This window comes from Clostridium sp. CTA-5, from assembly GCF_054768135.1.
Genome location: NZ_BAAAAT010000020.1, coordinates 1 through 14,989 on the forward strand (window position 1 = coordinate 1; position 14,989 = coordinate 14,989).

General features: G+C 32.7%; 14 protein-coding genes and 1 other annotated feature. All 14 genes read right to left on the reverse strand.

Annotated elements, in window-relative coordinates; all coding sequences use genetic code 11:
- A partial coding sequence (locus tag ACYUET_RS18650; protein WP_460282089.1) for a GTP-binding protein occupies positions 1 to 203 on the reverse strand: 203 nt, incomplete at its 3' end.
- Positions 204 to 296: 93 nt separating this feature from the next.
- Positions 297 to 2,363, reverse strand: coding sequence for an elongation factor G (gene fusA / locus ACYUET_RS18655; RefSeq protein ID WP_460282136.1), 2,067 nt, complete (start codon positions 2,361 to 2,363; stop codon positions 297 to 299).
- 77 nt (positions 2,364 to 2,440) lie between these two features.
- Positions 2,441 to 2,911, reverse strand: a complete 471-nt coding sequence (gene rpsG / locus ACYUET_RS18660; protein ID WP_219779639.1) for a 30S ribosomal protein S7 — start codon at positions 2,909 to 2,911, stop codon at positions 2,441 to 2,443.
- Between the two features lie 151 nt (positions 2,912 to 3,062).
- A complete protein-coding gene (gene rpsL / locus ACYUET_RS18665; protein WP_219779637.1) occupies positions 3,063 to 3,440 on the reverse strand; it encodes a 30S ribosomal protein S12 in 378 nt (125 codons plus the stop codon).
- A gap of 276 nt (positions 3,441 to 3,716) precedes the next feature.
- On the reverse strand, positions 3,717 to 7,247 hold the full coding sequence (gene rpoC / locus ACYUET_RS18670) for a DNA-directed RNA polymerase subunit beta' (protein WP_460282138.1): 3,531 nt from the start codon (positions 7,245 to 7,247) through the stop codon (positions 3,717 to 3,719).
- A gap of 21 nt (positions 7,248 to 7,268) precedes the next feature.
- Positions 7,269 to 10,970, reverse strand: a complete 3,702-nt coding sequence (gene rpoB, locus ACYUET_RS18675; RefSeq protein WP_460282145.1) for a DNA-directed RNA polymerase subunit beta — start codon at positions 10,968 to 10,970, stop codon at positions 7,269 to 7,271.
- Positions 10,971 to 11,324: 354 nt separating this feature from the next.
- Positions 11,325 to 11,690 carry a 50S ribosomal protein L7/L12 gene (gene rplL, locus ACYUET_RS18680; RefSeq protein WP_219779632.1) on the reverse strand — a complete coding sequence of 122 codons (366 nt, stop codon included), beginning with the start codon at positions 11,688 to 11,690 and terminating at the stop codon, positions 11,325 to 11,327.
- A gap of 45 nt (positions 11,691 to 11,735) precedes the next feature.
- Positions 11,736 to 12,239 (reverse strand): 50S ribosomal protein L10, encoded by a 504-nt coding sequence (rplJ, locus tag ACYUET_RS18685; RefSeq protein WP_460282140.1) that lies wholly within the window; start codon positions 12,237 to 12,239, stop codon positions 11,736 to 11,738.
- 37 nt (positions 12,240 to 12,276) lie between these two features.
- Positions 12,277 to 12,406 (reverse strand) — a sequence feature (ribosomal protein L10 leader region).
- Between the two features lie 44 nt (positions 12,407 to 12,450).
- The gene (gene rplA / locus ACYUET_RS18690) at positions 12,451 to 13,140 is read right to left on the reverse strand and encodes a 50S ribosomal protein L1 (RefSeq protein ID WP_460282142.1); all 690 of its coding nucleotides are present in this window, start codon (positions 13,138 to 13,140) and stop codon (positions 12,451 to 12,453) included.
- Positions 13,141 to 13,195: 55 nt separating this feature from the next.
- Positions 13,196 to 13,621 (reverse strand): 50S ribosomal protein L11, encoded by a 426-nt coding sequence (rplK, locus tag ACYUET_RS18695; protein WP_219779625.1) that lies wholly within the window; start codon positions 13,619 to 13,621, stop codon positions 13,196 to 13,198.
- Positions 13,622 to 13,692: 71 nt separating this feature from the next.
- Complete coding sequence (gene nusG, locus ACYUET_RS18700; protein WP_219779623.1) at positions 13,693 to 14,214, reverse strand: transcription termination/antitermination protein NusG; 522 nt, start codon at positions 14,212 to 14,214, stop codon at positions 13,693 to 13,695.
- Between the two features lie 37 nt (positions 14,215 to 14,251).
- The gene (secE, locus tag ACYUET_RS18705) at positions 14,252 to 14,482 is read right to left on the reverse strand and encodes a preprotein translocase subunit SecE (RefSeq protein WP_460282143.1); all 231 of its coding nucleotides are present in this window, start codon (positions 14,480 to 14,482) and stop codon (positions 14,252 to 14,254) included.
- A gap of 49 nt (positions 14,483 to 14,531) precedes the next feature.
- On the reverse strand, positions 14,532 to 14,681 hold the full coding sequence (gene rpmG, locus ACYUET_RS18710) for a 50S ribosomal protein L33 (protein ID WP_219779621.1): 150 nt from the start codon (positions 14,679 to 14,681) through the stop codon (positions 14,532 to 14,534).
- A gap of 178 nt (positions 14,682 to 14,859) precedes the next feature.
- A partial coding sequence (locus ACYUET_RS18715) for an EF-Tu C-terminal domain-related protein (protein WP_460282147.1) occupies positions 14,860 to 14,989 on the reverse strand: 130 nt, incomplete at its 5' end.

The following is a 14,989-nucleotide window of genomic DNA, read 5'->3' on the forward strand; positions in this document are numbered from 1 at the left end:
ACGTGTGCAGTATTGATTGTGATTCCTCTTTCTTTTTCTTCTGGAGCCTTATCGATATCTGCATAGTTAAATGCTTCTGCGTATCCTCTGTTTGCTAAAACAGTTGTGATTGCAGCTGTTAATGTAGTCTTACCGTGGTCTACGTGACCAATTGTTCCGATATTTACGTGTGGTTTACTTCTCTCAAATTTTGCTTTTGACATTGTAAAATTCCTCCCTTATTGTAAATTAATTTTAAAGAATCTTTTTTGTAAGTATTATATTTACACTGATTCTAATATTTTAAATTTATTATATTACTTAGCTCTGTTTCCAGCAACTTGTTCTTGAATATTCTTTGGAACTTCTTCGTAGTGATCGAATACCATTGAGTAAACTCCTCTACCTTGAGTCTTAGATCTTAAAGTAGTAGCATATCCAAACATTTCTGATAATGGTACAAATGCTCTAATAACTTGAGCTCCATTAACAGCTTCCATTCCTTCCATTCTACCTCTTCTTGAGTTTACATCTCCGATAACATCTCCCATATATTCTTCTGGAACTGTTACTTCAACTTTCATCATAGGTTCAAGAAGTACTGGTTCAGCTTTAGCCATAGCATTTTTAAATGCCATAGATCCTGCAATCTTAAATGCCATTTCTGATGAATCGACTTCATGATATGAACCGTGTACTAACTTAACTTTAAAGTTAATAACGTTGTATCCAGCAATGATACCATTTAAAGCTGCTTCTTGAATACCATTGTCAATAGCTGGGATATATTCTTTAGGAATAGCTCCACCTACAACAGCATTTTCAAATACGTATTCACCTTCAGTTGGTTCCATTTCAATTACAGCATGACCGTATTGACCTTTACCACCTGATTGCTTAGCGTATTTAGCTTCTGCCTTAACAGCTTTTCTAATTGTTTCTTTATAAGCAACTTGTGGAGCTCCAACGTTACATTCAACTTTGAATTCTCTTTGTAATCTATCAACGATGATTTCTAAGTGAAGTTCACCCATACCACCTATTATAGTTTGACCTGTTTCTTGATCAGTGTGAGTTTTGAATGTTGGATCTTCTTCAGCTAATTTAGCTAATGCTAATCCCATCTTTTCTTGACCCGCTTTTGTTTTTGGCTCTATAGCTACATGTATAACAGGTTCTGGGAATTCCATTGATTCAAGTATGATCGGTTCTTTTTCTGAACATAAAGTATCTCCAGTTGTAGTATTCTTTAAACCTATTATTGCTCCTAATTCACCTGCTTCTAATGATTCAACTTCTTGTCTTGAGTTAGAATGCATCTTAACAAGTCTACCAATTCTTTCTTTCTTACCCTTAGTTGAGTTAAGAACATATGAACCACTTTCCATTATACCTGAATAGATTCTTGTATATGCTAACTTACCAACGAATGGGTCAGTAGCAATCTTAAATGCTAAAGCAGATAATGGTTCAGAATCTGAAGCTTCTCTATGATCTTCTTCTCCTTCTAATGTAGTTCCTGCTACTGGTGGTATATCTAATGGTGATGGTAAATAAGCAACAACACCATCAATCATTTGTTGAACACCTTTGTTCTTGTATGAAGAACCACAAATACATGGATAAATTTCGTTAGCTATTGTAGCTTTTCTTAAAGCAACATGTAATTCATCAGCTGTAATTTCTTCTCCATCTAAGTATTTCATCATTAATTCTTCATCAGTCTCAGCTATTGCTTCAACCATAGCACCTCTGTATTCTTCTGCTTGTTCAGCATATTCAGCAGGAATTTCTTCAGTTCTCATATCTTTTCCAAGATCATCATAATATAAAATAGCATGATTTTCTATAAGATCTATCATTCCTTTGAAGTTTTCTTCTCCACCTATTGGAATTTGAATTGGAACTGCATTAGCTTTTAATCTATCTCTTACAGTGTTAACACATCTAAAGAAGTCAGCACCTGTTGCATCCATCTTATTTACATAAATCATTCTTGGAACACCGTATTTATCCGCCTGTCTCCAAACTGTTTCAGTTTGTGGTTCAACACCACTTTTAGCATCAAGAACTGTAACTGCTCCATCAAGTACTCTTAATGATCTTTCAACTTCAACTGTAAAGTCTACGTGTCCTGGAGTATCAATAATATTTAATTCATGTTCTTTCCATTCACATGTAGTAGCTGCTGAAGTAATTGTTATACCTCTTTCTTGTTCTTGAACCATCCAGTCCATTGTCGCTTGACCGTCATGAACTTCTCCTATTTTATGACTCATTCCTGTATAGAATAGTATACGCTCTGTTGTTGTTGTTTTACCTGCATCAATATGAGCCATTATACCGAAATTACGAAACTTATCTAAAGTATATTTTCTAGCCATTTATTTGTCCTCCTCTCAAATAGTAAGTATAAATTTGACAAAACTGTCTTGGCATGAGCCAAAACAGTTTATATATATTAATATCTGTAATGAGCAAATGCTTTATTAGCTTCTGCCATCTTATGAGTATCTTCTCTTTTCTTAACAGCTGCTCCAGTGTTATTAGATGCATCTAATAATTCTCCTGCAACTCTTTCACACATTAGCTTTTCGCCTCTTTTTCTTGCTGCTATTAACATCCATCTAATTCCTAATGTCTGTCTTCTTTCTGGTCTAACTTCCATAGGAACTTGATATGTAGCACCACCTATTCTTCTAGCTTTAACTTCTAGTAATGGCATTACATTGTTCATAGCTTCTTCAAAAACTTCTAAAGCTTCTTTACCACTTCTTTGTGCTATTAACTCAAATGCATCGTAACAGATTTTTTGAGCTACACCTTTCTTACCGTCTTCCATTATACTGTTTATAAACTTTGTAACAACTTTTGAGTTGTATACTGGATCTGGTAATACATCTCTTTTTGCGATATGTCCTTTTCTTGGCACTTTTCTTCCCTCCTTAACAATTTAAATTTAAGTTCATCGGTACTCGGTATTTTTTCATACCGTAAAGCGCTCTTCCTCTTGCATCTATATAAACTAAAAATTATAAATCTATGTAAATGAGAAGATTAGCACTAAACTACTTTAAGAAATCCTATTTTTGTTTAGGTTTCTTAGCACCGTACTTTGATCTTCCTTGCATTCTGTTAGCTACTCCAGCACAATCTAATGCACCTCTTACAATATGGTATCTAACACCAGGAAGGTCCTTAACTCTACCACCTCTTATAAGAACAACACTATGTTCTTGTAAGTTGTGGCCTACACCACCAATGTATGCAGTTACTTCAAATCCGTTTGTAAGTCTTACTCTTGCAATTTTTCTTAACGCTGAGTTAGGCTTCTTTGGAGTTGTTGTTTTAACTACTGTACATACTCCTCTTTTTTGTGGGCACTCTTTAAGTGCTGGTGCAGTTGATTTTGCTGCAGTTGTTTTTCTGCCTTTTCTTACTAATTGGCTAATAGTTGGCATTTTTTCACCTCCCGAAATTTATTTATCTATATTTTAATTAAGATAAACACGTTTTTAATTAGACAAAAGCTAAATAAACACTTTTATCTAAATTTTAAAATATCACTTTTTAATGATATATGTATATATAAATATACAATTTGATAAAAACTCATGAAGACAAACTAAATTTGTCTTCATGAAATACTATTAACAAAATCATGTTATATGGCTTTCTCAAACCACACAAACTGTATTTTATCATTTAAATATACTCATGTCAATAAAATTAAATTATTAGACAGTCTCAATATCATTTTCTTCTAAATTTTTATTTTTTGTATCTAAATTTAAAGCTCTGTATCTCATCATACCAGTTCCTGCTGGAATTAACTTACCAATAATAACATTTTCTTTTAATCCAATTAATGGATCAATTTTTCCTTTTATTGCTGCTTCAGTAAGAACTCTTGTAGTTTCTTGGAATGATGCTGCTGATAAGAAACTATCAGTAGCTAATGCTGCTTTAGTTATACCTAATAGTGATTGTTCGCCTTTAGCTTCTTCTCCACCAAACTCTCTAACTCTAGCATTTTCTTCTTCAAAGTCAAATATATCAATCATAGTTCCTGGTAATAAATCAGTATCACCTGATTCAGTTACTTTTACTTTTCTAGTCATTTGTCTAACAACTACTTCTAGATGTTTATCATTGATATCAACACCTTGTAATCTATATACCTTTTGAACTTCTGAAAGTAAATATCTTCTTGCTCCATCAACACCTTTGATATTCATAATATCATGAGGATTTACTGAACCTTCTGTTATTTCATCTCCAGCTTCAATGTAATCTCCATCATATACTTTTAGTCTTGAACCAAAAGGTATATCATAACTACATTCTTCACCATCAGCACCCATAACAAATACTGTTCTCTTTTTCTTAGTTTCTTCTATTCTAACATTACCAGTAATCTCACTTACTATAGCAAGACCTTTTGGTTTTCTAGCTTCAAATAATTCTTCAACTCTAGGTAAACCTTGAGTTATATCGGCTCCTGCAACTCCTCCAGTATGGAATGTTCTCATTGTAAGCTGTGTTCCTGGCTCTCCAATTGATTGAGCTGCTATTATACCAACTGCTTCTCCAATATCTATTTTTTTAGCAGTTGCCATGTTCATTCCATAACATCTAGCACATACACCAACTTTACAGCTACATGTAAATACAGATCTAATTTTTACTTTTTTAATTCCAGCTGAAACAATTTTTTCAGCTTTAGCAGAATCCATATATTCATTCTTATTAACTAATATTTCAGAAGTAGAAGGATCAATAACATCTTCAGCTGTATATCTACCTAATAATCTTTCTCTAAGTTCTTCTATTACTTCAGAACCTTCTTTAATTTCAGATACATATATTCCTTCATCAGTTCCACAATCTTCTGATCTAACAATTACATCTTGTGATACATCAACAAGTCTTCTAGTTAAGTAACCAGAATCGGCAGTTTTTAAAGCTGTATCAGCATTACCTTTTCTAGCACCATGAGTAGATATAAAGTACTCTAATACATCAAGACCTTCTCTAAACGATGCTCTGATTGGTAATTCAAGTATCTTACCTGAAGGACTCGCCATAAGTCCTCTCATACCAGCTAATTGCTTAATTTGAGACTTAGATCCTCTGGCTCCTGAATCAGCCATCATGTATATAGGATTAAACTTATCCATACTATCCATTAATGCATCGGCTACATCTTCTGTAGTCTTAGTCCATTTTTCTATAACTCTTTCATATCTTTCATCATCAGATATGAATCCTCTTTTATACATCTTTTCGATTTTATCTACTGTTTCATCTGCCTCTTTTAATAAATCATACTTAGCTTGAGGTACAATCATATCTGATGCTGCAACTGTTACAGCTCCGATTGATGAATAATGATATCCTAATGCTTTTATGTTATCAAGCATTATAGATGTCTTAGTAGGACCATGTTGCATATAACATTGATCTATTATTTTTCCTAATGATTTTTTAGTAACTAAGAAATCAATTTCTAAATTAAACTTTTCATTATCATCTTCTCTATTAACTAATCCTAAATCTTGAGGAATAGATTCATTAAATATAAGTTTTCCTACTGTAGTCTTAATTATTCCAGATTCCATTACACCATTAAATTCTTTAAAGATTCTAACATTAATTTGTGCATGGATTTCTATATTTTTAGATTCATAAGCCATTATTGCTTCATCTTTACTTGAGAAGACCATACCTTCACCTTTAGCTCCAGTTCTATCCATTGTTAAATAGTAAGAACCAAGAACCATATCTTGTGTAGGTACACATACTGGTTTACCATCTGATGGCTTAAGAATATTTCCAGCTGCTAACATTAAGAATCTAGCTTCTGCTTGAGCTTCTACTGATAACGGAACGTGAACAGCCATTTGGTCTCCATCGAAATCGGCATTGTACGCTGTACATGCTAATGGATGAAGCTTAATTGCTCTACCTTCTACTAAGACTGGTTGGAATGCTTGAATTCCTAATCTATGTAGAGTCGGCGCACGGTTAAGTAATACTGGATGATCTGTAATAACTTCTTCTAATACGTCCCATACTTGTGGTAATACTCTTTCAACCATTCTCTTTGCACTCTTTATATTATGAGCAATTCCATCTTGAACTAATTTTTTCATTACAAATGGTTTAAATAGTTCTAAAGCCATTTCTTTTGGAAGACCACATTGATACATTTTAAGTTCTGGACCAACAACGATAACTGATCTACCAGAGTAGTCAACTCTTTTTCCAAGTAAGTTTTGTCTAAATCTACCTTGCTTACCCTTTAACATATCTGAAAGAGATTTTAAAGGTCTATTACCTGGTCCTGTTACCGGTCTACCTCTTCTACCATTATCAATAAGAGCATCAACTGCTTCTTGAAGCATTCTTTTTTCATTTCTAACAATGATATCTGGTGCTCCTAAATCTAATAGCTTCTTCAATCTATTATTTCTATTAATAACTCTTCTATATAAATCATTTAAATCAGATGTTGCAAATCTACCTCCATCTAATTGGACCATTGGTCTTAAATCAGGTGGAATTACTGGTATTACATTTATAATCATCCATTTAGGATCATTACCTGATTTAGCAAAAGATTCTACAACTTCTAATCTTCTTATTATTCTTACTCTCTTTTGACCAGTGCTTTGCTTAAGCTCTTCTTTAAGCTCTTTAGCAGAAGCTTCTAAATCAATTTCTCCTAGTAATTCTTGAATAGCCTCTGCACCCATTCCAGCAACAAAGCTATCTTCTCCATATTTATCTACAGCTTCTCTATATTCTTTTTCATTAAGAAGTTGTTTCTTTAGTAAAGAAGTTTCTTTAGGATCTATTACTATATAAGATGCAAAATATAATACTTTTTCTAAAGCTCTTGGTGACATATCCATTAATAATCCCATTCTTGATGGAATTCCTTTGAAATACCAAATGTGAGAAACTGGGGCAGCCAGTTCTATATGCCCCATTCTTTCTCTTCTTACCTTAGATTTTGTAACTTCAACTCCACATCTGTCACAAACTATACCTTTATATCTTACTCTCTTATATTTTCCACAATGACATTCCCAGTCTTTCATAGGTCCAAATATTCTCTCACAGAAAAGACCATCTTTTTCTGGTTTTAATGTTCTATAATTAATAGTTTCCGGTTTTTTAACTTCTCCTCTTGACCACTCTCTTATTTGTCCTGGAGATGCTAAGCCAATTTGTATGGCATCAAAATTATTTAACTCAAACAAGGGTAAATCCTCCCTTCAAAATTAGTGTTCATCATTAAAATCATCTAGTTCTAACTCATCCTCGAATTCTACTATTTCGAAATTTTCATCATAATCTATTTCTTCGGAATCTTCTTCTTTATAACCATCATCTAGTTCTTCAACATTCTCAGTTGGAACAACCTCTTCTGCACCTTCTATGTTAACTTCTAAATCTGCCATTTCTTCATCAACAGTTTCTCTTAAGCTAACTTCTTGGTTATCTTCATTTAAAACTTTAACATCTAAGCACAATGCTTGAAGTTCTTTAATAAGTACTTTAAATGATTCTGGAACTCCTGGTTCTGGTATATTTTCACCTTTAACAATAGCTTCATATGTTTTAACTCTACCTACAACATCATCTGATTTAACAGTTAATATTTCTTGTAATGTATGAGCAGCTCCATAAGCTTCTAATGCCCAAACTTCCATTTCCCCAAATCTTTGACCACCAAATTGAGCTTTTCCTCCTAGTGGTTGTTGTGTAACTAATGAATATGGTCCTGTTGATCTAGCATGTATCTTATCATCAACTAAATGCGCAAGTTTTAAGATATACATTATACCAACAGTAACTAGATTATCGAATGCTTCACCAGTTCTTCCATCATATAACACAGTTTTCCCATTCGCATTATATCCTGCTTTTTCTAAGCATTCTTCTATTTCACTTTCAGTTGCTCCATCAAATACTGGTGTTGCTATATGCCAACCTAATTGACTAGAAGCCCAACCTAAATGAACTTCAAGTACCTGACCGATGTTCATACGTGAAGGTACACCTAGTGGATTTAAGCATATTTGTAGTGGTCTACCATCCGGTAAGAATGGCATATCTTCTTCTGGTAATATTCTAGAGATAACCCCCTTATTACCATGACGTCCTGCCATTTTATCTCCAACTGAAATTTTTCTCTTTTGAACTATATAACATCTTACAAGTTCATTTACTCCTGGATTTAATTCATCTCCATTTTCCCTTGTAAATACTTTTATATCAACTATTATTCCTGCTTCTCCATGAGGAACTCTTAGCGAAGTATCTCTTACTTCTCTAGCTTTTTCTCCAAAGATTGCTCTTAATAATCTTTCTTCTGCTGTAAGTTCAGTTTCTCCTTTTGGTGTTACTTTACCAACTAGTATATCTCCCGATCTTACTTCAGCACCTATTCTTATTATACCTCTATCATCAATATCCTTAAGTGCATCTTCACTTACATTAGGTATATCTCTTGTTATTTCTTCTGGTCCAAGTTTAGTATCTCTAGCTTCACATTCATATTCCTCGATATGCATAGAAGTAAATACATCTTCTCTTACCAATTCTTCAGAAATAAGCATAGCATCTTCGTAGTTATAACCTTCCCAAGTTATAAAGCCCATTCTTATGTTCTTTCCTAATGCTATTTCTCCTAAGTCAGTTGAAGGTCCATCAGAAAGGACTTGGTTTTTAAATACAATTTCCCCAGTACTTACTATAGGTCTTTGATTTATACAACTACTTTGGTTACTTCTTTTAAACTTTAATAGTCTATAAGTATCTGTTCCACCATCTGAATCTCTCTTAACACGAATTTCATTAGCAGACACATAAGTAACAACCCCTGCATTTCTTGCTTTTGGAAGTACTCCTGAATCTACTGCTGCCTTAAACTCTATTCCAGTTCCAACAATAGGCGCTTGTGGCTTTAATAATGGAACCGCTTGACGTTGCATGTTTGATCCCATAAGTGCTCTTGATGCATCATCATTTTCTAAGAAAGGTATCATAGCTGTAGCTACTGATACTATTTGTCTAGCCGAAACATCCATTAAATCAACATCATTAGCTGGAACAACTAATACATCTTCTAAATATCTTACAGTAACTTTTTTATCTATAAAATACCCGTTTTCATCTAATGGCTCTTTTGCTTGTGCAATTAGATATTGATCTTCTTCATCAGCAGTAAAATATCTAATTTCATCTGTTGCTCTAGCATTTTCTTTATCTACAATTCTATATGGAGTTTCAATAAATCCATATTCATTAACTCTTGCAAATGTAGCTAAAGAGTTAATAAGTCCTATATTTGGACCTTCTGGTGTTTCAATAGGACACATTCTACCATAATGAGAATGGTGAACGTCTCTAACTTCAAAACCAGCTCTTTCTCTTGAAAGACCTCCTGGTCCTAATGCAGACAATCTTCTTTTATGTGTTAATTCAGATAATGGATTTGTTTGATCCATGAATTGTGATAATTGAGAACTACCAAAGAATTCTTTAATAGATGCTGCAACTGGTCTTATATTAATTAACATTTGAGGAGTAATAGATTCTTGGTCTTGAATAGTCATTCTTTCCTTAACTACTCTTTCCATTCTTGATAAACCAATTCTGAATTGATTTTGTAATAATTCTCCTACAGATCTTAATCTTCTATTACCTAAATGGTCTATATCATCAACATAACCTACTCCATAAGGTAATCCTAATTCATAACTAATAGTTGCAAATATGTCATCTCTTATAATATGTTTTGGAATAAGTTTACTTATGTTCTTCTTTATTTCTTCCTTAATACTATCTTCATCAGAGAAATTATCTAATATTTCTCTTAGAGTTGGATAATGTACTAATTCTTTTATTTGTAAATCAGATACATCAAAAGGCACTTGCTTAGCTATATCAACAAAATGGTTACTAATAACTCTAATAATTTTGTCGTCAACTAATATATCAGCTGTTTTAACACCTGCATTTTGAATATCTTCTGCTAATAATCTACTTATTTTTTGGCCTTTTTCAATCATAATTTCGCCAGTTGAAGGATTTATAATATCACTTGCTGCTATTTGATTTGCAATTCTTAAATTTAATGCAAGTTTCTTATTAAATTTGTATCTTCCAACTCTAGATAAATCATATCTTTTAGCGTCAAAAAATAGTGAGTCTATTAATGATATTGCACTATCTACTGTTGGTGGCTCACCTGGTCTTAATCTCTTATATATTTCAAGTAGTGCTTCTTCTTTAGTCTTAGTATTATCCTTCTCAATACTTGCTCTAAATCTTTCATCTTCACCGAAGAAATCTAATAATTCTTGATCACTTCCAAATCCCATAGCTCTAGCTAAAATAGTAATTGGTAGTTTTCTTGTCTTATCAATTCTTACATAAATAATATCATTAGAGTCTGTTTCATATTCTAACCACGCACCTCTATTTGGAATTACAGTAGCTGAATATAATTTTTTACCTGTTTTATCAATAGAGTAATTGTAATATACGCCTGGCGATCTTACCAATTGGCTAACAATAACTCTTTCTGCACCATTAATTATAAAAGTACCTTGTTCTGTCATTAATGGGAAATCACCCATAAAGACTTCTTGTTCCTTAATTTCACCAGTTTCATTATTTTGCAATCTCACTGAAACCTTTAACGGTGCTGCATACGTTGAATCTCTTTCTTTACATTCTTCAACAGAATATTTGATATTATCCATATCAAGTTTGTAATCTACAAATTCTAAAACTAGATTACCAGTAAAATTTGTAATAGGATTAATATCGTCAAAGACTTCATGTAACCCTTCTTTTAAAAACCATTGATATGAATCTAATTGTACTTCAATCAGATTTGGCATGTCGGTAACATCTTTGACTTTACCAAAACTCATTCTTGTTCTTTTTCCAACTTGGACAGGATGTACCATCAACTTTCACCCCTTGTATAAACTAAAATAACCAAAAACATACTTTCCCTAAGGATTTATGCTTTCGGACAGCGTCTTCTTTCAGTATAACCATTTATTCATAGATTATACTTTTTTTCCCATGAATATACACTTATCCATTATCATGGTTAAGTACATTATATGATACTATCACATAAAATTTTCATTGTCAATATTTTATTTTTTAGTAAAAAACAAACCATACTGACACTTTTATAACTATAAAGCTATATAGAATACTCACTTTTTAAATGAACATTTTATATAGCTTTATAAAATGAGTTTAAAAAAGGTGCTATAATCAGCACCTTTTTTATATTTAAGAAATTAAAACTATTTAACTTCTACTTCTGCTCCAACTTCAGCTAATTTAGCTTTCATGTCTTCAGCTTCTTCTTTAGAAACAGCTTCTTTTAATGTCTTAGGAGCTCCATCAACTATTTCTTTAGCTTCTTTTAATCCTAATCCAGTTAATTCTCTTACTGCTTTGATAACTTTGATTTTGTTTGCACCAGCGTTAGCTAATACTACATCAAATTCAGTTTTTTCTTCAGCAGCACCACCTGCAACTGCACCACCTGCAACTGCAACTGGAGCAGCAGCGCTTACTCCAAATTCTTCTTCGCAAGCTTTTACTAATTCATTTAATTCTAAAACGCTCATTTCTTTTATAGCTTGAATGATATCTTCTCTTGTCATTTTAATAGCACCTCCGAAATTTTTTCATAAAATTTTATTTTTTAATTATTCTGCTGATTCAGCTTCCTTACTATCTTTAATTGCACTTAATAAGTATGCAAGGTTTGATAGTGGAGATTTGATACTTCCAAGAAGTTTTGCAATAAGTACTTCTTTTGAAGGTATTGTTGCAAGTTGTTTGATTTTTTCTGCATCGTAGATTTCTCCCTCTACGATACCAGCTTTTAATTCTAATTTCTTATGATCTTTAGCAAAATCATTTAATACTCTTGCTCCAACAGTAACGTCTTCGTATCCAAATGCAATAGCTATTGGTCCTTCTAAATATTCAACAGCACCGTCTAAACCTAATTCTTTAGCAGCTAAAGTAACTAAAGTATTTTTATATACTTTATATTCAACTCCAACTTCTCTTAAGTTTTTTCTAAGAAGTGTATCTTCCTCAACAGTTAATCCTTGATATTTAGCAAAAACGACAGCTTTTGATTTTTCTAACTTTTCTTTAATCTCAGCAACCTTTGCTTCCTTAAGTTGTCTGTTCTTATTCATTACTACAGTCCACCTCCTCACAGTCTTTAAACTGCTTATTTCTATTAAAAAAGATCTTCCCATAGACAGAGAAGATCTATAATAAACTTAATTACTATATATCCTCGGTAGGTAGTTATACCTTATGCTTACGCACCTACTGTCTATGGAAAAAATATTTTACTTTTCACAACAAAAAGTATTTTATCACAATCCATTAATTATGTCAATACTAATCTAATGCTCTTGTTGGATTAATTTTTGCTCCAGGTCCCATTGTACTTGAAACAGTTATTGATTTTAAGTATTGTCCTTTAGCTGCTGCTGGTTTAGCTTTAACTAAAGCTTCCATTAATGTACCAAAGTTTTCTTTTAGCTTTTCAGTACCAAAAGATTTCTTTCCTATTGGACAGTGAACTATAGCAGTTTTATCTACTCTGTATTCAACTTTACCTGCTTTGATTTCAGCAATTGCTTTAGCAACATCAAATGTTACTGTTCCTGATTTAGGGTTTGGCATTAATCCTTTAGGTCCTAAGACTCTACCAATTCTACCAACTACACCCATCATATCTGGAGTTGCAACAACAACATCATAATCAAACCAGTTTTCAGTTTGAATCTTTTGAACTAATTCTTCAGCTCCTACGAAATCTGCTCCAGCTTCTTGAGCTTCTGTAGCTTTATCTCCTTTAGCAAATACAAGAACTCTTACTGTTTTACCAGTTCCATTAGGTAATACAACTGCTCCTCTTACTTGTTGGTCTGCATGTCTTGGATCAACACCAAGTCTTACATGTAACTCAATAGTTTCATCAAAATTTGCTTTTGCAGTTTTTACAGTTAAGTCTAATGCTTCTGTTGGACTATATAAAGCACTTTTATCTATTAACTTTGCACTTTCAACATATTTCTTTCCCATAAATAAGCCTCCTCTGTGGTATTAACGGTTTTGACCTCCCACTTATTTTTACGAATTACTCTTGAATTGTTACTCCCATACTTCTTGCTGTACCTTCGATCATTCTCATAGCTGATTCGATGTTAGCAGCATTTAAGTCTGGCATTTTAGTTTCGGCAATTTTTCTTACTTGATCTTTAGTTAAACTACCTACTTTTGTTCTATTAGGCACTCCTGATCCACTTTCTAATCCTAATTCTTTCTTGATTAGAACAGCAGCTGGAGGAGTCTTTAATATGAAACTAAAAGATCTGTCTTGGTAAACTGTTATAACTACTGGTATTATTAATCCAGCTTGATTTGCAGTTTTAGCATTAAACTCCTTACAGAATCCCATTATGTTTACACCATGTTGACCTAATGCTGGACCAACTGGTGGTGCTGGTGTTGCCTTACCTGCTTGAAGTTGAAGTTTAATCATTCCAGTTACTTTCTTAGCCATTTTTGTTATTCCTCCTATACTGTGGTATATACGGACTTTTAGTCCTCCCACTTAATTAAAATCAGTTTATATTAAACTAATTTTTCAACTTGATTAAAGTCTAATTCGGCAAGAGTCTCTCTGCCAAACATATCTACTAAAGCCTTTATTTTTCTCTTATCTAAAATTATCTCTTGAATTTTAGCTACTGAATCTCTTAAAGGTCCAGAGATAATTCTTATACTCTCTCCTACTTCTAAGTCAATTTCAACAGGCATTTCTAAAACTCCCATTGACTCAACTTCTTCTTCAGAAAGTGGAACAGGCTTTGATCCTGGTCCTACAAATCCTGTAACTCCTCTTGTGTTTCTTACAACATACCAAGATTCATCAGTCATTACCATCTTTATAAGTACATAACCAGGAAATTTTTTCTTTAATGAGACTTTTTGCTTTCCATCTTTCTCTTCAATCACTTCTTCCATTGGTACTTGCATATCATGAATTAATGATTCAAGATTTCTGTTTTCAATTGCTTTTTCGAGGTTTGCTTTAACCTTATTTTCATATCCAGAATATGTATGTACTACATACCATCTTGCTCTATCACTCATACTTATCAGGTGAGTTAAATATCACCTAAACCTCCTTTTATTTTAAATTAAAAATCATTTCAAAGAGGTTCTTGAAAATAAAATCTAATCCGCCAACTAATATAATATATATTATGCCGAATATAACCACTGCAATAAATGCTTTCTTTGTCTCATCCTTTGAAGGCCAAGTTATTCTTTTAACTTCTGCCTTAACCTCTCTAAAAAAACCAAATAAACTGCTTCTTTTAGCAGTCTCCTTAGTTTTTACACTATTACTTACTGACATAACTTCACATCCTTAAAAATTAATAAGTATATGTCGCACCTTATATTGACTACTTAGTTTCTCTATGAAGTGTGTGTTTTTTACAAAACTTACAGTATTTCTTCATTTCTAATCTATCTGGGTTATTCTTTTTATTTTTCATTGAATCGTAATTTCTTTGTTTACACTCTGTGCATGCTAAAGTTATTTTTGTTCTCACAACTGCACCTCCACTTTTATATATATTCAATAAGAGATTCAGTCTCTTATTTATTTAAGCGTTACTTTTTACACAATATCATAGAATATGTAAAATGTCAATACTCTTTGGAAAGGACCAGGTTTCAACACCTAGTCCAATTATATTTTCTTGATTTTATTTAAATTAAGTTAAGTTACTATTTAGCTATGCTAGTAACAACTCCTGAACCTACAGTTCTTCCACCTTCTCTGATAGCGAATCTTAATCCTTCATCCATAGCTACTGGAGTGATTAATTCAACTTTCATGTCGATGTGATCTCCTGGC